Raw genomic sequence first — 18964 nt, forward strand, 5'->3', positions numbered from 1 at the left:
GCTGATGTTTGATCGCAGCAACTATGATTAGCAATTTAACAGCCTTATCCGTTAAAAAATATGGATTTCAGTTTGTTAACTAACGTCTCATTAATCTTCACGTATGATTCATGAGTCCAGCCTGCCACATGGGGGGAAAATATCACCTGATCAGAAGCTACCAGGTACTCAAAGTCCTGTATCTGTCTATCAGTCAGGGTCTTTAGTTTTTCATTTTCTAAGACATCCAGTGCTGCACCCTTTACTTTTCCGCTTTCTAAAGCAGCCCTTAAAGCCCTCAATGGCACTATTTCCCCCCGACTGGTATTCAATAGAAAAATGGCTTTTTTGAATTTACTAAGAAACTCCTCATTAATCCACGCTTTCGTTTCACTTGTTAGCGGAACATGCAAGCTCAGAATATCTGTCTCTCTAAAAAGTTCATCTAAAGTGGCTTCTATCACAAAATCATCCGAAAAGCCCTTTTTATACTTATCATACCCTAAAACCTTGCATCCGAAACCTGAAAGTCTTTTTGCAAATGCCTGTCCCATATATCCGCACCCGATAAGCCCTATTGTCTTGCCCATCAGTTCTATGCCCCGGTTTCCTTCACGGTCCCACACCTTATTTCTCACCTCTCTGTCAGCCCTCAAAAGGTTATTAAACAAGGCCAGAAGCATGCCCACGCCATGTTCTGCCAGGGCGTCTCGGTTTCCCTCAGGCGCATTGACCAGGTAAATGTTTCTTTTGCGTACAACCTCTACATCTATCTGATCCAGCCCGGCACCTGCCCTGGCGATAAATTTCAGTTTTTCGGCTCTGGAAATAAGCTCCTCATTTAAAGGCGTTTTGCTCCTCACCACCATACCCTCATAGCGATCAGCTATATTCAGTATTTCTTCCCGTTTGATGTCAGGGCGGTAGTCGGGTTTGATACCTGCTTCTTCCAGCATGGGCATGAGGCTTTCGTGCATCCGGTCAATGATCAGGCAGCGCATAAGGGTCTATGATTTAGAAAGTGCTTAAAGATTATAAAGCAAGTGGGCCACAAAGAAATACACAGCCAGGCCCAACAGGTCATTGGCAGTAGTGATAAAAGGGCCAGAGGCCAGCGCAGGGTTTATGCCTACTTTATCCAGTATAAGGGGGGTAATGGTACCCATAAACGACGCTAACAATACTACACTGAAGAGGGCAATACTTACCACCAGGGCTAACCGTATATCTTCAGCCATGATCAGCTTTACGGCTAGCAACACGATAAGTCCCAGTACCAGGCCATTTAATATTGCCACCGTTAGTACTTTGAGAATACGCTTACCAATACCGGTGCCGAAAAGTGAAGGATTAGCAAGGCTTTGTACTACTATGGAAGAGCTCTGAATACCCACATTACCTCCTGTAGCTGTAATCAGGGGTATGAAAAAAGCCATTGCAGGTATAATTTGGATGTCTTTCTCAAAAAAACCGATAAACTGGGCACCCAGAAGACCACCTGCCATCCCAATGATAAGCCACGGTAAACGAGCCCTGCTAAGCATCCATACGCTGTCTGCTTCTTCCACATCTTCGGATATACCTGCCATGATCTGACGTTCCTGTTCAGCCAGTTCCGTGATCACATCTACAATATCATCTATCGTAATCCGACCTACCAGCTTACCCTGTACGTTTACCACCGGTACTGCATCCAGGTCATACTTTTGCATGATCTGAGCCACCTCTTCTTCGTCCATGTAGGTTTCCACCATGGCTATTTCAGGCTCATACAGATCAGCTATCTTTGTATTATCATTAGCCAGTATGATCTTTTTCACACCGATTCTACCTATGAGGCGTTCACGGTCATCCACCACATAGATGCTGTAGAGCTTCTCTACATTTTCTGCCTGGCGCCTGATCTCTTCAATAGTCTGTACTACCGTCCAGTTTTGATTGGCCTTAATAAACTCTTTTGCCATCAGGCCGCCCGCACAGTCCTCCTCATAGTGGAGTAGCTCCAGGATATGGGCCGCCTTCTCTTCATTTTCCACGAAGGCCATCACCTCTTCCCTAAGCTTCACCGGCAGCTCATTCAGAATATCCACTGCATCATCAGAATCCAGGTAATTGATAAAGCGGGCAATTTCTTCAGGGGTAAAGTTGACCAGAAACCTGGGCCGGATGTCTTCATCCAGATCATTAATAATCTCTGCCCCGGTTTCTGCATCCAGCGCTTCTATCACATAGCGGGACTCCTCAGTATCCAATTCGTACAGCAGTGAGGAAATATCCGCCGGGTTTACCCCTTCCAGGCTTTCCCGAATAAAGCGGTCGTCCTGCTCGCCCACGGCCAGCCGCAGGCGATCCAGAAATTCCTTACTGAGTTCAAATGGCATTACTTGTTCCAAAGGCGCTCTGTTTTTTGTGTAAGGTCTATAAAATCTTTAACCGATAGCTGCTCGGCCCGCTTGTCAAGCATTGGATCCTGCCTGACCTCTTCGGGCAAATTTAGAGGTTTGAGTGCGTTACGCAAGGTCTTACGGCGGTTTTGGAAGCCCTGTTTTACCATGCTTTTGAAAAGCCTTTCATCACAGGGAAGGGTCTCCACTTCATTTCTTCTCAACCTGATCACCCCGGACTGAACCTTCGGAGGAGGCAGGAAAACACTCTTATCTACCGTAAATAAGTACTCAATATCATAGTAGGCTTGAAGCAACACACTAAGAATACCATACTCCTTACTGCCTGGCGGTGATGTAATGCGTCTGGCTACTTCACGCTGTAACATGCACACTACCTCCGGCACTTGCTCACGCATCTCCAGAATTCGAAAGAATATTTGCGAAGAAATGTTGTAAGGAAAATTCCCAATGATGGCAAAAGGACTCTCGGGAAGTAATTCCCCCTTCATTCTCAGGAAGTCGCCCTCAATTATGCGGCCCTCCAGTTCAGCAACATTTTCTTTTAGGTAAGCAACACTTTCACGATCGATTTCTGCCACAAACACCTCGTATGGCGCCGGCAATAAAAACTGAGTAAGTACGCCGGTACCCGGCCCTATTTCAAGTAAACGGCTATAGCCACCATGACCAGTCAGGCTTTCTGCTATTTGCCGGGCGATACTCTGATCTTTTAAAAAATGCTGGCCCAGGTGCTTTTTAGGACGGACTCCGGTCATGTTTAATATTGTATGAAAAAGGTTTAAATTGCGGCCAAAATACGATTTTTCATGGAAGTCGCCATAAAAACCACCCCCACACTTTTAGGAGATCACCCTACCGTTTCATTGTCCGGCGCAAGCCCGGTAAAACCTGATTATTGCCCTGATGAACTCTGGGGCTACGTGCAAAACAGGTATGCCGGCGGGCAGGAAAGTGCCTATCTATGGCATAGCGGTCGAAATCTGGCTTTTTTCAAGTTTCCCCAAAAAAGCAGTGATCACATTCTTCTGGAATCCCGGAGAAAACAAGGGTTTGAAGCTCTAAATACCCTTGCAAAAGATGAAATAACCTCCCTGCAGATAGACGGGCATGCCGTAGGCAAATATGAGGTACTAGCCTTTTTGGAAGGTTATCTACTTAGCTCTTACTCATTTACCAGATACAAGTCTGAAAAAAAGGCTAACCCCCTAAAGGAAGTATTTGTGCATGCCGATGCAGTCTCTCAGGCTGATCTGGACGAAATAAAAGCAGTCGTGCAGGGAGTTTTTGCGGCAAGGGACCTCGTTAACACCCCTGTGATAGATCTGAACGCTGAGCAATTCAGCGAAGAGATCAAGTCACTGGGGCAAAAACATGGGTTTGATGTTGATGTCTTCAACGAATCTAAGATCCTGAGCCTGAAGATGGGAGGACTACTGGCTGTAAATGCGGGAAGTGAAGATCCTCCTACATTTAATATTCTAGAATATAAGCCTGACAACTCTATCAATGACAGGCCTATTGTGCTGGTAGGAAAGGGGGTTATGTATGACACAGGTGGCCTGAGTCTGAAACCTACGCCAAACAGCATGGACATGATGAAGAGCGACATGGGTGGCGCTGCGTGTGTTGCCGGGGCTTTTGCCGCCGTAGCAGCAGCCAGGCTTCCCATCCACCTGGTAGGTCTCATCCCCGCTACAGATAATCGCCTCAATGGCAATGCTGTGGCTCCAGGAGACGTCATCACCATGTATAGCGGAAAAACGGTGGAGGTGATGAACACGGATGCAGAAGGAAGGTTAATACTTGCAGATGCACTGCATTATGCCAAAAAATACAACCCGGAACTTGTAATGGACTTTGCCACCCTTACCGGAGCTGCCATGCGAGCTATAGGTAAGGAGGGAATTGTGTGCATGGGTACCGCTGCTGAACAGGAAAAAGCCCAATTGATCAAAGCTGGTGAACAGGCTTATGAACGCCTTGTTGAGTTTCCTTTATGGGAGGAGTACAAAGCACAGTTGCACTCAGACATAGCTGACATCTCCAACCTGGGCGGGGATTCGGCGGGAGCGATAACGGCAGGCGTTTTTCTGCAATATTTTACAGATTATCCCTGGATGCACTTTGATATAGCCGGATCCGCTTTTCTAAAAGGGGGAGACTCCTATAAAGGCAAAGGAGGCACCGGAGCAGGCGTTCGTCTCTTATTTACATTTCTGAAAAACGGAGCCAATGGATAAGCAAAACAGACTCACACATAAACCAGTGATCGGTATCTCAATTGGGGATATTAATGGGATAGGCCCGGAGATTATCATAAAAGCCCTCGCCGATACCCGCCTGACTCAACTAATCACTCCGGTGGTATATGGCAGCACTAAAGTGCTTGGGTATTACAAAAAAGCCATTGACGTACAGGAATTCTCGTATTTTCAAGCTAAAGATCCTGGTAGCTTTAACCCAAAAAAAGTAAATGTAGTCAACTGCTGGGAAGAGCTGGCAGAAATAGACACAGGCATTGAAAGCGAGAACGGTGGAAAATATGCCTACCTGGCACTGGAAAAAGCCGTAAAAGAAATGGATGAGGGTCACATAGAGGCAGTTGTTACAGCGCCTATAAATAAAAATGTGATGCAGTCTGACGACTTTAAGTTTCCGGGCCATACTGAATATTTCGCTCAGCGTGCCGGTGCAGCAGATAGCCTCATGTTCATGGTATCAGGTGACCTGAGGGTTGGTGTAGCTACCGGCCATATCCCTCTCAGTGCAGTGCCCGACAGGCTCACACCCGAAGTGCTGCGTAGCAAGCTTGATATGATGCTGTACTCGCTTAAGAATGACTTTGGCATACTAAAGCCAAAGGTGGCTGTCTTAGGACTTAACCCACATGCAGGAGAGGAAGGCCTATTAGGAACAGAAGACCGGGACCTCATAACACCTGTGATTAACTCTTACAAGGATAAAGGGCACCTGGTATTTGGCCCCTACCCCGCAGACGGTTTTTTCGGCATGGGTCATTTTAAAAAATTTGATGCCGTGCTGGCTATGTATCACGATCAGGGACTGGTTCCCTTTAAAACACTATCATTTGGGTCAGGGGTAAATTTCACTGCAGGGCTATCATATGTACGCACCTCTCCTGACCATGGCACAGCCTATGACATAGCAGGTAAAAACCTGGCTAGTGAAGAAAGTATGCTTCAGGCTATTTTTCTGGCGGCTGATATTGTAAAAAAACGGAGAGGAGAGGGGCTGTTTTCATAAAGAAAAATGAACTTTTAGCCCGGCAGCCCGGTTTTTCATCAGATATTTCACATCAGCATTTTTTCGTGCAGAAAGAATGCTTTTCTATTACAAAAAAAAGACCTAAATTTGCGCTCTTGATTTGAAAGAGCGCTATTGTCTGGCATGAGATACTACGATATCGACATATTTAAGCTGAACAATGGCACTCATTCGTTTCAGTTCGATCTAAATGATCAGTTTTTTGAAAAGTATAACTTGGGGCTTTTTGAAAAAGGAGCTGGTAAAGTTGATGTTATTTTGGAGAAATCCGAGACCATGATCAATGCTACCTTTAAGTTAAACGGATCTGTAGAGCTGATTTGCGACAGGAGCCTTGAACCTTTTGATCATACCTTTTCGGTAGAGAACAAAATGGTTTATAAATTTGGCGACGAAGAGCAGGAACTGGATGACGACATCACGATCATTACTCACACTACGCAGTCGATCAATGTCGCTCAGCCCGTTTATGATTTTATCGGACTGACTATCCCGATCAAAAAGGTTCACCCTGACCTCAGGACAGCCGAAGATGATCAGGAAGACGAGGAGGCCGGCACAATGGTATATACCTCTTCAGCCAATACACAACAGGCTGATAGTGACACCACTGAGCAGGACGAAGAAGAAGCCATCGATCCAAGATGGCAGGCATTAAAGAATTTGAAGCGATAAGAAGCGATAAACTGAAGTAGAAATGGCGCATCCTAAAAGGAAAACATCCAAAACCAGAAGGGATAAAAGAAGAACCCATTATAAAACTACTGCCCCTAATCTGGCAGTATGTCCTACTACCCAGGAGTACCACCTTCCTCACCGTGCCCACTGGCACGAGGGAAAACTCTATTATAAAGGTAAGGTAGTAATGGAGAAAGAGACGCTGGTCTGATATAATGACACTTCTTACCGGCAAACGGTATGGCTCGGCACGTGCGCCCCGGCTCACATGCTCCGGGCCTGTTCGTTTTTCCAGCATGGAAGGTTGAGTGAAAAGGGAACATCTCCGCGGCCATTTACTGTCCGGGTATGTTCCCTTTTTGTTTTCAGCTAAGGAATAAACAGCATACTAAAAACCTGGCCGGCCAAAGAATGGCCTCTCATAATCCTAAACAAAAATGCGGCAGACGGCACTTTCCGGATATAGTTCGTTCTGCTTAAACGCACAACCCCTTAGCGAATGAATAATTTAAAAGCAAAAATTACCGGAGTCCAAGGATATGTGCCTCCGTACGTTCTGGATAATAAAGAACTGGAAACCATCGTCGATACTACTGACGAATGGATCACCTCGCGAACGGGTATCAAAGAAAGAAGAATACTTAAAGGAGAAGACCAGGGTACGTCCGTATTGGGAATTGAGGCTGTAAAAGGACTTCTGGAAAAAACCAATACCAAACCTGAGGAAGTAGACCTCCTTATCTGCGCCACTACCACTCCGGATATGCTGTTTCCAGCCACGGCCAACATCATATCTAATGGCACCGGGTTGGTAAATGCATTCTCGTATGACTTGCAAGCCGCATGTTCAGGGTTTTTATTTGCCCTGACCACAGGCTCTCAGTTTATCGAGACAGGCAAGTACAAAAAGGTAATTGTGGTAGGGGCTGATAAAATGTCCAGTATCATTGATTACTCTGATCGCACGACTTGCATTATCTTCGGTGATGGGGGTGGTGCTGTTATGCTTGAGCCTACTGAAGAAAACGAAGGCATCATGGACACCATGCTTCATACTGATGGCTCCGGAGAACCTTTCCTGCATATGAAGGCTGGTGGAAGCCGCCGCCCCTCTACTGCCGAAACGGTAGCCCGGCGTGAGCACTATGTGCACCAGGAAGGCTCAACTGTATTTAAGTTTGCCGTAACAAACATGGCAGACGTTTCCGCAAACATTATGGAGCGGAATAATCTTCAATCAGAAGACATTGCCTGGCTGGTACCCCACCAGGCTAATAAGCGCATCATAGATGCCACTGCCAACCGTATGGGTATTGGCAGTGAAAAGGTTATGCTTAATATTCATAAGTATGGCAACACAACTAGCGGAACCATTCCTCTTTGTCTCTGGAATTATGAGAATCAGCTTAAAAAAGGTGATAATCTTGTTCTGGCAGCATTCGGAGGAGGCTTTACCTGGGGAGCCGTGTATGTGAAATGGGCGTACGACCCTAAGTAATGCGCTGATTTTTAAATTCGTTACGTATTCGTATTTTAGGAAAAATATACCAAACACAATGGCCACTACTGCTGATTTCCGTAATGGAATGTGCATAGAATACAATAACGATCTATACTGGATCGTAGAATTCCAGCACGTAAAACCGGGAAAAGGTGCCGCCTTCGTCCGAACTAAACTTAAAAATGTAAAGACCGGGCGTGTATTGGAAAACACCTTCAACTCAGGGGTCAAGGTCAATACAGCACGTATTGAGAAAAGGCCCCACCAGTTTTTGTATAAGGATGACCTGGGCTATCATTTTATGGATAGCAACACCTTCGAACAGACCCAGATAGAAGAGTCGATTATCAACGCCCCTCAGTTTATGAAGGACGGACAGGAAGTCGAAATTCTGGTTCATGACGAAACTGAGACAGCTCTGGGTGTAGACCTCCCTCCTTTCGTAGAACTTCAGGTTACCTATACCGAACCAGGTATAAAAGGTGATACTGCCACTAATGCCACGAAAGCAGCGGAGCTCGAAACCGGCGCGACCATCCAGGTGCCACTATTTATCGACCAGGACGAAATGATCCGTATTGACACGCGGACGGGGTCCTATCATGAACGCGTAAAGTAAACTCAATGAAAGCCAAAGAAATCCAGGAATTAATCGACTTTATTAGCCAGTCTGGTTTAGATGAAGTCAATATAGAGACCGAAGAATTTAAAATTAAGGTCAAAAAGCATAGCGAAGCGCGCGTACAGGCAGGCACCCCTGCACCAAGTACACCAGCTGCCCCTGCACCAGCACCAGCGTCTGCTGCATCTGCAGAGCAATCCGCTGCACAGCCTCAGGCAGCTCCTGCTGCTGAAAAGCCGGCCAGCGGTAGTGATGACAGCAAATATGTTCAGGTAAAGTCACCAATGATCGGTACATTCTATCGTTCAGCCAGCCCTGACTCCCCTCCCTTCTTTAATGTAGGAGATAAAATAAACACAGGAGATACAGTTTGTATCGTTGAGGCCATGAAACTATTCAATGAAATCGAATCTGAAGTATCCGGTACCATTGTTAAAGTATTGGTGGAAAATGCTTCTCCTGTAGAATACGATCAGCCTCTGTTTTTGGTAGATCCCAGCTAAGAGTCATTGACTTAAGGCAACATTTTTCATCATATAACGGAGCTAATCACGTGTTTAAAAAAATACTTATTGCCAACCGGGGCGAGATAGCCCTACGGGTTATCCGAACCTGCCGTGAGATGGGCATCAAAACGGTGGCCGTGTATTCTAAGGCCGATGAGGATAGCCTCCATGTACGCTTTGCTGACGAAGCCGTTTGCATAGGCCCTCCCCCGAGCGCACAGTCTTATCTCAATATACCCAATATTATAGCGGCTGCCGAAGTCACTAACTCGGACGCGATCCATCCGGGATATGGCTTTCTCTCTGAAAATTCCGAATTCTCACGTGTATGTGAGGAGTACGGTATTAAGTTTATTGGAGCTTCTCCGGAAATGATCCGGAAAATGGGTGACAAGGCTACGGCCAAAGCCACCATGAAAGAAGCCGGGGTACCTACCATACCAGGTAGCGAAGGCTTGCTGGATACGATCGAAGAAGGCATGAAGATTGCCAAGGAGATCGGCTATCCGGTTATACTTAAAGCTACTGCCGGTGGTGGGGGTAAAGGTATGCGGATTGTGAAGGAGCCGGACGGATTTAAAAAAGCCTGGGACGATGCCCGCCGCGAAGCTGGAGCCTCATTCGGTAATGAAGGCCTGTACCTGGAGAAGTTTGTCGAAGAGCCCCGCCATATTGAAATACAAATTGTGGGCGATCAGCGGGGAAAAGCCTGCCACCTTTCTGAGCGTGACTGTTCAATACAGAGGCGCCACCAGAAGTTGGTAGAAGAGACCCCCTCTCCAATCATGGATGACGACCTCAGAAAGCGTATGGGTGAAGCGGCCATTAAAGGCGCTGAGCATATTGGCTATGAAGGTGCCGGCACCATAGAGTTTCTGGTAGACAAGCACAGAAACTTTTACTTTATGGAGATGAATACCCGTATCCAGGTAGAGCACCCGATTACTGAGCAGGTTACCGACTTTGATCTCATTAAGGAACAGATAAAAGTAGCCGCAGGAATAGATATTTCCGGGCAAAACTATTATCCTAATCTGCATAGCATGGAGTGCCGGATCAATGCTGAGGATCCTGCTAACGGGTTCAGACCCTCACCCGGTAAAATCACAAACCTGCATCTACCGGGCGGCCATGGCGTACGGGTAGATACACATGTATATGCGGGCTATACCATTCCCCCCAACTATGACAGTATGATTGCCAAACTGATCGTATCAGGGCAGTCCCGCGAAGAAGTTATCGTGCGAATGAAACGTGCCCTGCAAGAGTTTGTGATCGAAGGAATCAAAACAACTATTCCTTTCCATATCCACCTGATGGACAATAAGAACTTCAGGGAAGGAAACTTCACAACTAAATTCCTGGATGATTTTGATTTTTCAGTTTTGAAGAAATACTAAATCTCACAGAAAAAAATATAAAGGCCGCCTATCTAATTTAAGAGGGCGGCCTTTTTTATATTTTCAGTTCAGCAGGAGACTGAGACTAAAAAGCTCCTTGCTGAAGCGCTACGGCCAGAACAGTAACTATACCTGAAATCAATAGCAATAACCATCCGATAGATTCTAATTGATCGCGCTTATGATCTTCGATCTTTTCGCGAATCTGCCGATATTGTCCTAGTGTTGAGCTCCACAGTTTGTTACTTTGGGCATAATCATTTTGATCTACCACATGTCTGAGTAATTCATACTGATCACATACCGGACAGGAAGGTGGACTAAAGTCATTTTTTTGAAGAGGGTATTCCATGATTATTTAGGTTGTTCATCTAATATTACGGTAATACCCAAAATATTGTTTCGCAAAAACCAATATTTACATCCGTACTATGCTTGGGCTTTTAAGAATGTTTTCTAATTTTATTAAAGTCATTTCATTATGATGAAGTCGACCGTCCGTTACCTATCGGACAAAGAATATGAAAGTACAAATGAATCGGGGAACCGTATGAAAATTGATATGCGGTCAGCTCCTGAAAAATCAGGCCACTCCCCGATGGAGCTACTGTTATCAGCTATTTCAGCTTGTGCAGCAGTTGACATTGTTGAAATACTAAAAAAGAAAAGAAAGACTGTTGAAGACCTGATAATATCTGCTGAAGGAGATAGGAATGCTGAGCCCCCCAGGTACTATACAGCCGTTAGGCTTCATTTTACCCTTGTATCACCAGACACGGATGCTGAAACGCTGAAAAAAGTAGTTGCTCTTGGTGTAGACAAATATTGTTCTGTAGCCAGTTCTATCAATAAAACGACTAACATTTCTTATACGACAGAAGTATTAAGGGAAAAAGTAGGCCTGAATGCGAATAGTTGATCAAATTCCGAATGACTTTTGCAGGATTACCCTGTTTGAGTGGAATGATAAATACCTGATTAAATTTGAACGAGGTCCGGTAGAGTTAACCTATAAGGTCTCCCAGATGGAAGTGTTCAATCCGGAAGATTTAAAAGAATTTATCGATAAGCAATTTTTAGAAGACGCCCTTAGTCAACTTAATCACATGGAAGACACTCTCGGTAGTGCTTTCAACAGATATTTATAGGCACTATGGTAAAGCATAAGGTTTTTATATCATTCCATCATGGCAAGGATTCCGAAAAAGAAGGGGGCTCCTTATACCGGACAGCTTTTGAGAATCACTTCGGAAATATTTTTTCCACAATAGTCACTCAATCGATACATGATGGTGATATAGATCCGGACCTCCCAGAGAAGAAGATCAAAGAGCTTATTTGTAAACATTATATTAAAGATACCAAGGTAACCATCGTCATGATAGGTCCCCACACCTACGGACGCAAATATGTCGATTGGGAGATCAGTGCGTCTCTTCGATCTCACCCTGATGGCTACCCATCTGGTATTCTCGGCATTATACTTCCAGACCATAAGGATTTTTTGAAAGAGGATGTGGATCATTCCCTGCTTCCTCCCAGGCTGGCAGACAATCTTGCTACGGGCTTCGCCTCATTGCACCACTGGACTTTCGATCCATCAAAAATGGCTGAACATATAAACGGTGCAGTCCAAAAAAGGAAAACATTTTATTACGATGATTCAAGGCCCTTACTTAGCCATGACCTTGATACGAAAGAACGTGTAGACGCAAAGCCATAGTTGTGTAAATTGGCCACCTCAATCACCTAATAAATAACCTGTTACGTCATTGTCAACCCAGGAAGATATAAACATCTACAGGACATTCGTCAATAAGCAGATTGGGATAAGTATATCCTTTCCTGAAGCCGGAGAGTTACCTGAGACTGCCAACTGCGATCTTATATTGGCAAAGAAAAGAGAGATTGTCCGTTATCTGCAATATGCCGGTATTACCATCGGATTCGGAGGGGACTTCAGAAGCCAGGAGTCGGGAGGAATTACTCTTACCATGATGAGTCAGCTCTCAGCTGACAATTCTCTGCAGAAATTTTATCAGCGAAATCTGATGGTGAATTATGTAGTTTGGCCAATATCCGTACTTGTCGCTTCACATGACTACCAGGAGTTTCAAGGGAAACTGCATATCAGGCCTGTAAAGATGCCATCTGAGTTGATAGAAGATGCGGACCCAACGGAATTTATTTCTCCGGACAATATTAACAATCGGTACTGTTGGGCCAGATCCCTTACTTCTATGCGGCAACAAATGGCAAGGCATATGGATAGCCGTATTGCTATGTATGGTAAGACCAGCAACTACAAAGGCTTTCACCCAGGGGTGGTAGAGGAAATATATTGGACAATGCGATACAGGAAGCCAGTATACCTACTGGGCTCATTTGGTGGTGTCACCTCACATATAATCGAGGCGCTGCAAGGCGGCTCTCCCGAGGTTCTTACTGAAGAGTATCAGAGAAAGGACGTTAACAGGGCAAACTTAATTGATTATACTCGTCAAAAGATGGGGGATGACTTCGTGGGCCCCAATGACATTATATCATTTTTTAATGAAAAGGGGCTTGAAAGACTAAATAATGGCCTGAGTGTGGAAGAAAATGAGCATCTTATGCACACAAATCACGTAAGTGAAATGATAACCCTGATCATAAAAGGGCTTACCTATATTTATGGCTGATGGCTACATTTTTTTCAAGGGTCACGGAAGAGCTCACGTGGCAGGAAGGTGAAGAAGGGCTGGCTAAGCTTTACCTGCTTAAGGAAGGGGATGAAAGAAACCGTATTCTATTTACTAATCAGCGGTTAATCGTATTCAGGCATGGCAAGTTATCTACCTATTCCCGCGCCAACCTGAGCCATATATCAATGGAACATAAAAAGTTGCTGGCACCGCTCATAGGCGGAGGTATAGCCGGCGGGCTTACTCTGTTTGCTATTTTTAAGGGTATTGCTGCCAGTTCATTGGCTATTATTATTCTGATCTTATGCTCATACCTATTTTATCTGGGAATTAAAGGCTCACCTGCCTTACTGGTGCATCATGGTTTTGGACGGCAGATCAGTACAGACCTTATTCTGATACCCAATAAGTCCGAAGGGACCAATGGCTTTATTGGCTATGTGAACCGGCAGCTTATTATGCGCGAAGAGCAACCCCTCTACCTTAGCATTACGAATAAACAGTGGGAGTTACTTTTGAGTCAGGGCGGTCTGGTACCAAGTGATGATTACTTTACTCTTAGCAAGGAGCCTGAAAAAGAAAGCAGCCAGATACAGTTACGGCTTATACCCGAAAAACTGGAGAAAGAGGTGCGCTATGAAAAAAATAAAGACGGCACTATGGAATACCGTCTTTACAGTACGCTGGAGCGTCAAATGGTACGACTGCATCCCGAACCCGGGCAGCAGCCTGTCATCTAGTTGTCTGCGTTTTTCTTGATACGGAAATAGTTTATCACTCCTCCGGCGAGAATCACATCTACCTGCCGGTCACTAAGGGTGTAGGTCATTTCGTACTCCTCATCATTAGAAGTATTCTTAACGGTGACATTCTTCCTTTCTTTCAGGCTCTCACGCATATTCTCAAGCACCAGTGTGTCTCCCTGATTTATCTTATTAAAGTCATCTGCATTTACAAACTCCAATGGTACTATGCCAAAGTTAATCAGGTTTTGCCAGCCGATCCGTGCGTAGCTCTTAGCTAAAACAGCTACCTGACCCAAATAACGGGGCGCAAGTGCTGCATGCTCACGGCTGGAACCCTGAGCGTAATTTTCGCCGGCTACAACTACATGACCCCCCTCCTTCTCCTGAGCTTCCTTAGCCCGGTCATGAAAGCTTTCGTCAATAATGGAAAAGGAGTACCGGCTGATGGCAGGAATATTTGAACGGAATGGCAGTACCTCTGCCCCTGCTCTCAAAATTTCATCTGTGCTGATGTTATCCTCCATTTTCAAGAGAACAGGCAACTTGTATTTATCTTTGAGCCCGTCAAATTCAGGAAGGCTCTTTATGTTAGGCCCCTTTTCCAGTTTCACATTTTTCCCATTAGGGCCAATAAGCATCTTTTCATTAATAATGACCTCGGCTGGAGGGCTGTATACCGGGTATTTGATGTTAAATTGCTTCTCCAGATCCCTGGGATCGGTTATTTTACCGGTTAGTGCAGCAGCCGCGGCTGTTTCGGGAGAGCAAAGGTATACCTGGTCATCAAGGGTACCCGACCGGCCGGGGAAGTTACGGGGCATGGTTCTGAGGCTGATTTTCCCGGAGGCTGGGGCCTGTCCCATACCGATACATCCCATACAGCCTGCCTGGTGGAACCTGGCCCCTGCATGTATGAGGTTTTTCATAGCTCCATTAGCAGAAAGGTTTTCAATGATCTGGCGGGAAGTGGGATTAATATCAAACGAGACATCCGGATTGATCTCCTGGTCTTTTACAATTTCACTGACAATCCAGAAATCACGATAGCCGGGATTAGCCGAAGATCCGATAACCACCTGGTGAACGTCTTTTCCTTCTACCTCACGCACTGTCTTTACTTTACCAGGGCTGCTGGGTAATGCGATCATGGGCACAAGGTCATCAAGTACGATCTCATCATGTTCATCATATTCTGCCCCCTCATCAGGTAACAGCTCAACAAACTCATCACCACGCTGCTGGGCATCCATAAAGGCTTTTACCTTATTATCAGCTGGGAAGACAGTGGTTGTTGCTCCTAATTCAGTACCCATATTGGCAATTACATGCCGGTCCATAGCATCTAGATTTTCCAGCCCGGGTCCATAATACTCTACAATCATACCACGGCAGCCTTTTACATCGTACCTCCGCAGCATTTCGAGCACCACATCTTTGGCGCTAACCCATGCCGGTAATTTACCCGTGAGCTTTACTCCCAGTACTTTGGGCATTTTAAAATAAAGTGGCTCTCCGGCAATTGAAAAGGCCACATCGAGCCCACCGGCGCCCAGTGCCAGCATACCCAGGGAACCGGCTGCTGGCGTATGGCTATCTGAACCAACCAGGGTCTTACCAGGGACACCAAATCGCTCCATGTGAACGGGGTGGCTTACCCCATTACCTGGCCGGCTAAACCATAGTCCGAATTTTTGAGCGGCGGATCTCAAAAACACATGATCGTCGGCATTCTTAAAGTCTGTCTGCAGGAGGTTATGATCTACGTATTGTACAGACTTCTCTGTTTTAATCTTCTCAAGTTTCATAGCCTCGAGTTCCAGCATGACCAGGGTACCTGTAGCATCCTGGGTTAAGGTCTGGTCTATCTTGATACCGATCTCTTTACCGGGTTCCATCTCTCCCTCTATCAGGTGTGAGGCGATTAGCTTTTGTGCAACGTTCTGTGGTTTTGCCATTAGTTTTCTGCGAATTGATTAGGTAAAAGGTGTGCTATAAATAGAGTAGCTAATAAAATCAACCAATGGCTTTCCTGTTTGTTAGTGAGGGTGAGTTAAAATGCCGAATAAGTCGACTAACCCCATACCGGTTATGAAATCCGGTTATTTGATAGTGTTTATGTATATTTGTCCGCTTTACCGAAAGGTCACTGAATGAAACCAGAAGTCCCGATACATACTAAAAAAAAGTACACGCCTATTCTACCGGGCCCCCGTGAGTGGCCGGTTGTAAAGATGGCCCGTAATCGTGAGGCTTTTATAGAGGAGGTAATCGGAGAGGCTATTGAACGGGTAAAAGAGGTTAGAGGCAATAACGGTACCCTGGTAGAAGAACTGGAAAACGTAATGTACCTGGAAAAGCTCCGAATCAAGCAGAATCCATGGAATGTGGATCCTGAGGACGAGCACTCTTTCTGGTCCAGTATAAAGACCCGCCTGGTATCTTACTCTACCGATCCGGAAGAACAACTCGACTTACCTGAAGAACTGCTAAGGGAGATTATTTCCAGATACTCTCACGAAATCGCAGGGGATTTCAGGCCAAGTTACTACCGGTTTACCCGGTCTATGGTAACATTTGGCTTTGCCCGCCTTCTCAATGCCAGCCGTATTAAGAAATTTGGCGCTATCTGGAGCCGCGAGCTTACGCTGCAGGACAAGATCCATATTACGGGAGAAACCGAGCACCTGAGAAAACTGGCAAAGATAGGCACCATTGTGATGGTACCGACACACTTTAGTAACCTGGATTCTATACTTATAGGCTGGGTAATACATGCGATGGGCCTACCTCCATTTATCTATGGCGCAGGCCTGAACCTGTTTAACATCGGCATCTTCTCCTACTTCATGAATAGCCTGGGGGCGTATAAGGTAGACCGCCGAAAAAAAAATATGGTATACCTGGAAACGCTGAAAACCTATGCTAACCTGGCTCTACGCAAGGGGTGTCATAGCCTGTTTTTTCCGGGAGGTACGCGAAGCCGGAGCGGCAAAATAGAAAACCGCCTTAAAATGGGCCTACTGGGGTCTGCCATGGAGGCCCAGCGAATCCTATACCAGCAAAAGCCGGAGGGCAAATCACATAAGCTTTTTGTAGTGCCTGTGGTGCTGAATTATCACTTCGTACTGGAAGCTCCCGGTCTGATAAATCAGTACCTGCAGCAGAAGGGTCAGGAGCGCTACTATGTTGAAAATGACAAGTTCTCCACATCAGCAGGCATCCTTAAGTTCCTTGTAAAATTCTTTACCAAGGGTAGCGATATCTCGGTATCTATAGGAAAACCTATGGACCTGATGGGTAATTATGTAAACGAAGAAGGTGTAAGTATCAGCCGCGATGGCAGACAGGTAAACATGCGCGACTATTTCCGTAATGCCGGAAAGATTACGGAAAACAAACAGCGCGAAGAGCAGTACACACGGATGCTTGCCGAGCGGATCGTGGAAGAATATCACCGCATCAACCGTGTATTCAGCAGCCACCTGGTGGCTTTTACTGCCTATGAGATCCTGCGGAAAAGACATTACAAACTTGATCTGTTTAGCCTGCTCAGATTACCTGAAGAAGAGCAGGTGATACCTTATGATCACTTCAAAGAGGTATTCGAAAGACTTCTGCAAAGGGTGTATGTGCTGTATGAAAAAGGCAAGGTGGACCTGGCTCCGCATATGACCAGGGAAGTTGACGAAATCATTAAACATGGTCTTGAAAACGTGGGCATGTACCATGCTAACCGCACCTTATACCGCAATAAGAACGGAGACATTCTGAGCGACGACCTGAATAAATTATTTTACTACCGAAACCGTATGGATGGTTATGACCTCGAAAAGTATGTCTAGACCAATAGGCGTAATAGGAGCGGGCAGTTTCGGTGCAGCAGTCACCAATTTGCTTTCAAAGAACAGTGATGTCCTTATCTACGCCCGCCGCCAGGAAGTAGTGGATGAGGTTAATGAAACGCATAAGCTTGGGAGCCACGATTTTAATGAACGAGTAAAGGCTACAAATGACCTTGCCTACCTGGCAGAACAGTGCCATATTATATTTCCTGTAGTACCTAGTTCTAATTTCCGGCAGATGATACGGGACCTCTCTCCGTATCTTTACCCCTACCATATGCTGATACACGGCACCAAAGGACTGGATTTGCTGCTGCCGGAAGGAAAGTCACTGGATGACCTGGAGTCACTGGAGCGGGAGTGCGTAAAAACAATGAGCGAAGTTATCCGTGAGGAAACGGTGGTTGTACGTATTGGATGCATGGCAGGCCCAAATCTGGCGAAGGAATTAGCCCATAACCAGCCCGCCGCCACGGTGGTAGCCAGCCAGTTTCGTGAAGTGATTCATGAAGGGCAGCGGCTACTACGAAATGAACGTTTCCAGGTGTACGGGAGCACAGACCTGATAGGGGTAGAACTGTGTGGTGTACTGAAAAATATTATTGCTATAGCCTCAGGGGCTGTAAGTGGCATGGGACTCGGAGAAAACGCCAGGTCTCTGCTGATAAGCCGTGGTATGGTGGAAATGATCTATCTGGGGCGCGCCTTCGGGGGGAATACGCAGGCATTTATCGGGTTAGCTGGAGTGGGTGATCTGGTAGCTACCTGTACCAGTAACCTAAGTCGTAATTTTACAGTAGGTTACCGCCTTGCTCAGGGAGAGTCGCTGGATGAGGTATTGAATACGATGAGCGAAACGGCTGAGGGTATACAGACGGTAAGAACGGTAAAAAAACTGATTGAGTCCATTGGTATGAGAGCACCCATTACGGAAACACTTTATAAAGTGCTATTCGAAGGGCTTACGGTGACGGAAGGACTGCAATATCTGATGAAGTATCCTTTTAATGTGGATATCGACTTCCTGTAAATGAAAAATCCGCCTTCCGGCGGATTTGATTAACAAAGTATTATCGGTTATTCTTAACCCTGACAGGCACCGGCACAGGTTGCTTATCAAAAATGGTTGAGGCAAGTTTTTCAATCAAAGATTTGATTGATGCTACTGTATATTCAATCTGCTTATTCATGCCAACTCTATATTTTCAGAAAGTATTCAAGCAAATACTTTCCTGTCTGTAAATCTATTTATCAGAATTCTCCCGAAATGAATTAAAAATTAGTTTGTCCCAATTCTCAGTTTGTCGAGAGAC

At 45.6% G+C, this 18964-nt stretch carries 19 protein-coding genes; 14 read left to right on the forward strand and 5 right to left on the reverse strand.

All coding sequences use genetic code 11. From position 1 onward, the window contains the following. Positions 1-44: 44 nt before the first annotated feature. From AB9P05_RS02735 to rsmA, 3 genes are read right to left on the reverse strand one after another with little or no spacing between them, the layout of a single operon-like run. Entirely contained in the window at positions 45-980 is a 936-nt protein-coding gene (locus AB9P05_RS02735; RefSeq protein ID WP_371907280.1) for a 2-hydroxyacid dehydrogenase, read from the reverse strand. A 24-nt stretch (positions 981-1004) separates the two neighbouring features. Further along, positions 1005-2360 carry a magnesium transporter gene (gene mgtE, locus AB9P05_RS02740; protein WP_371907281.1) on the reverse strand — a complete coding sequence of 452 codons (1356 nt, stop codon included), beginning with the start codon at positions 2358-2360 and terminating at the stop codon, positions 1005-1007. Further along, on the reverse strand, positions 2360-3142 hold the full coding sequence (gene rsmA, locus AB9P05_RS02745; RefSeq protein ID WP_371907282.1) for a 16S rRNA (adenine(1518)-N(6)/adenine(1519)-N(6))-dimethyltransferase RsmA: 783 nt from the start codon (positions 3140-3142) through the stop codon (positions 2360-2362). The genes mgtE and rsmA overlap by 1 nt, the downstream gene beginning before the upstream one ends. A gap of 51 nt (positions 3143-3193) precedes the next feature. Between rsmA and AB9P05_RS02750 the strand changes: the two genes are divergently transcribed. From AB9P05_RS02750 to accC, 8 genes are all read left to right on the forward strand, one after another. After that, positions 3194-4627, forward strand: a complete 1434-nt coding sequence (locus AB9P05_RS02750) for a M17 family metallopeptidase (protein WP_371907283.1) — start codon at positions 3194-3196, stop codon at positions 4625-4627. Then, positions 4620-5651, forward strand: coding sequence for a 4-hydroxythreonine-4-phosphate dehydrogenase PdxA (gene pdxA / locus AB9P05_RS02755; RefSeq protein ID WP_371907284.1), 1032 nt, complete (start codon positions 4620-4622; stop codon positions 5649-5651). Before AB9P05_RS02750 ends, pdxA begins: the two co-directional genes overlap by 8 nt. A gap of 144 nt (positions 5652-5795) precedes the next feature. Then, the gene (locus AB9P05_RS02760; RefSeq protein ID WP_371907285.1) at positions 5796-6347 is read left to right on the forward strand and encodes a DUF177 domain-containing protein; all 552 of its coding nucleotides are present in this window, start codon (positions 5796-5798) and stop codon (positions 6345-6347) included. A 22-nt stretch (positions 6348-6369) separates the two neighbouring features. Further along, positions 6370-6561, forward strand: coding sequence for a 50S ribosomal protein L32 (gene rpmF, locus AB9P05_RS02765; protein ID WP_371907286.1), 192 nt, complete (start codon positions 6370-6372; stop codon positions 6559-6561). 288 nt (positions 6562-6849) lie between these two features. Beyond that, positions 6850-7848, forward strand: a complete 999-nt coding sequence (locus AB9P05_RS02770; RefSeq protein ID WP_371907287.1) for a beta-ketoacyl-ACP synthase III — start codon at positions 6850-6852, stop codon at positions 7846-7848. Positions 7849-7906: 58 nt separating this feature from the next. Beyond that, positions 7907-8470 (forward strand): elongation factor P, encoded by a 564-nt coding sequence (gene efp / locus AB9P05_RS02775; RefSeq protein ID WP_371907288.1) that lies wholly within the window; start codon positions 7907-7909, stop codon positions 8468-8470. A gap of 5 nt (positions 8471-8475) precedes the next feature. After that, entirely contained in the window at positions 8476-8976 is a 501-nt protein-coding gene (gene accB, locus AB9P05_RS02780) for an acetyl-CoA carboxylase biotin carboxyl carrier protein (protein WP_371907289.1), read from the forward strand. Between the two features lie 50 nt (positions 8977-9026). Further along, on the forward strand, positions 9027-10379 hold the full coding sequence (gene accC / locus AB9P05_RS02785; RefSeq protein ID WP_371907290.1) for an acetyl-CoA carboxylase biotin carboxylase subunit: 1353 nt from the start codon (positions 9027-9029) through the stop codon (positions 10377-10379). An 85-nt stretch (positions 10380-10464) separates the two neighbouring features. Here the strand turns inward: accC and AB9P05_RS02790 are convergent, their stop codons facing one another. Continuing rightward, the gene (locus AB9P05_RS02790) at positions 10465-10731 is read right to left on the reverse strand and encodes a hypothetical protein (RefSeq protein ID WP_371907291.1); all 267 of its coding nucleotides are present in this window, start codon (positions 10729-10731) and stop codon (positions 10465-10467) included. A 198-nt stretch (positions 10732-10929) separates the two neighbouring features. On the opposite strand from AB9P05_RS02790, the gene AB9P05_RS02795 reads away from it, so the two are divergent. The 4 genes from AB9P05_RS02795 to AB9P05_RS02810 all read left to right on the forward strand — a co-directional run bounded on the left by AB9P05_RS02795 (position 10930) and on the right by AB9P05_RS02810 (position 13803). Continuing rightward, on the forward strand, positions 10930-11298 hold the full coding sequence (locus tag AB9P05_RS02795) for an OsmC family protein (protein ID WP_371907292.1): 369 nt from the start codon (positions 10930-10932) through the stop codon (positions 11296-11298). Positions 11299-11532: 234 nt separating this feature from the next. Further along, entirely contained in the window at positions 11533-12102 is a 570-nt protein-coding gene (locus tag AB9P05_RS02800; RefSeq protein ID WP_371907293.1) for a TIR domain-containing protein, read from the forward strand. 49 nt (positions 12103-12151) lie between these two features. Beyond that, the gene (locus tag AB9P05_RS02805) at positions 12152-13060 is read left to right on the forward strand and encodes a hypothetical protein (RefSeq protein WP_371907294.1); all 909 of its coding nucleotides are present in this window, start codon (positions 12152-12154) and stop codon (positions 13058-13060) included. Beyond that, positions 13060-13803, forward strand: a complete 744-nt coding sequence (locus AB9P05_RS02810) for a hypothetical protein (protein WP_371907295.1) — start codon at positions 13060-13062, stop codon at positions 13801-13803. The genes AB9P05_RS02805 and AB9P05_RS02810 overlap by 1 nt, the downstream gene beginning before the upstream one ends. On the opposite strand, the gene AB9P05_RS02815 is transcribed toward AB9P05_RS02810, so the two are convergent. Further along, entirely contained in the window at positions 13800-15764 is a 1965-nt protein-coding gene (locus AB9P05_RS02815; RefSeq protein ID WP_371907296.1) for an aconitate hydratase, read from the reverse strand. The two genes, AB9P05_RS02810 and AB9P05_RS02815, sit on opposite strands and share 4 nt — an antisense overlap. 195 nt (positions 15765-15959) lie before the next feature. Here AB9P05_RS02815 and AB9P05_RS02820 point away from each other — a divergent pair, with 195 nt between their 5' ends. Next, positions 15960-17651 carry a 1-acyl-sn-glycerol-3-phosphate acyltransferase gene (locus AB9P05_RS02820; protein ID WP_371907297.1) on the forward strand — a complete coding sequence of 564 codons (1692 nt, stop codon included), beginning with the start codon at positions 15960-15962 and terminating at the stop codon, positions 17649-17651. Next, positions 17623-18681: an NAD(P)H-dependent glycerol-3-phosphate dehydrogenase gene (locus AB9P05_RS02825; RefSeq protein ID WP_371907298.1), complete on the forward strand. Its 1059-nt coding sequence runs from the start codon at positions 17623-17625 to the stop codon at positions 18679-18681. The genes AB9P05_RS02820 and AB9P05_RS02825 overlap by 29 nt, the downstream gene beginning before the upstream one ends. Positions 18682-18964: the final 283 nt, after the last annotated feature.

The sequence above is a fragment of the Roseivirga sp. BDSF3-8 genome (assembly GCF_041449215.1).
Classification (GTDB): Bacteria; Bacteroidota; Bacteroidia; order Cytophagales; family Cyclobacteriaceae; genus JBGNFV01.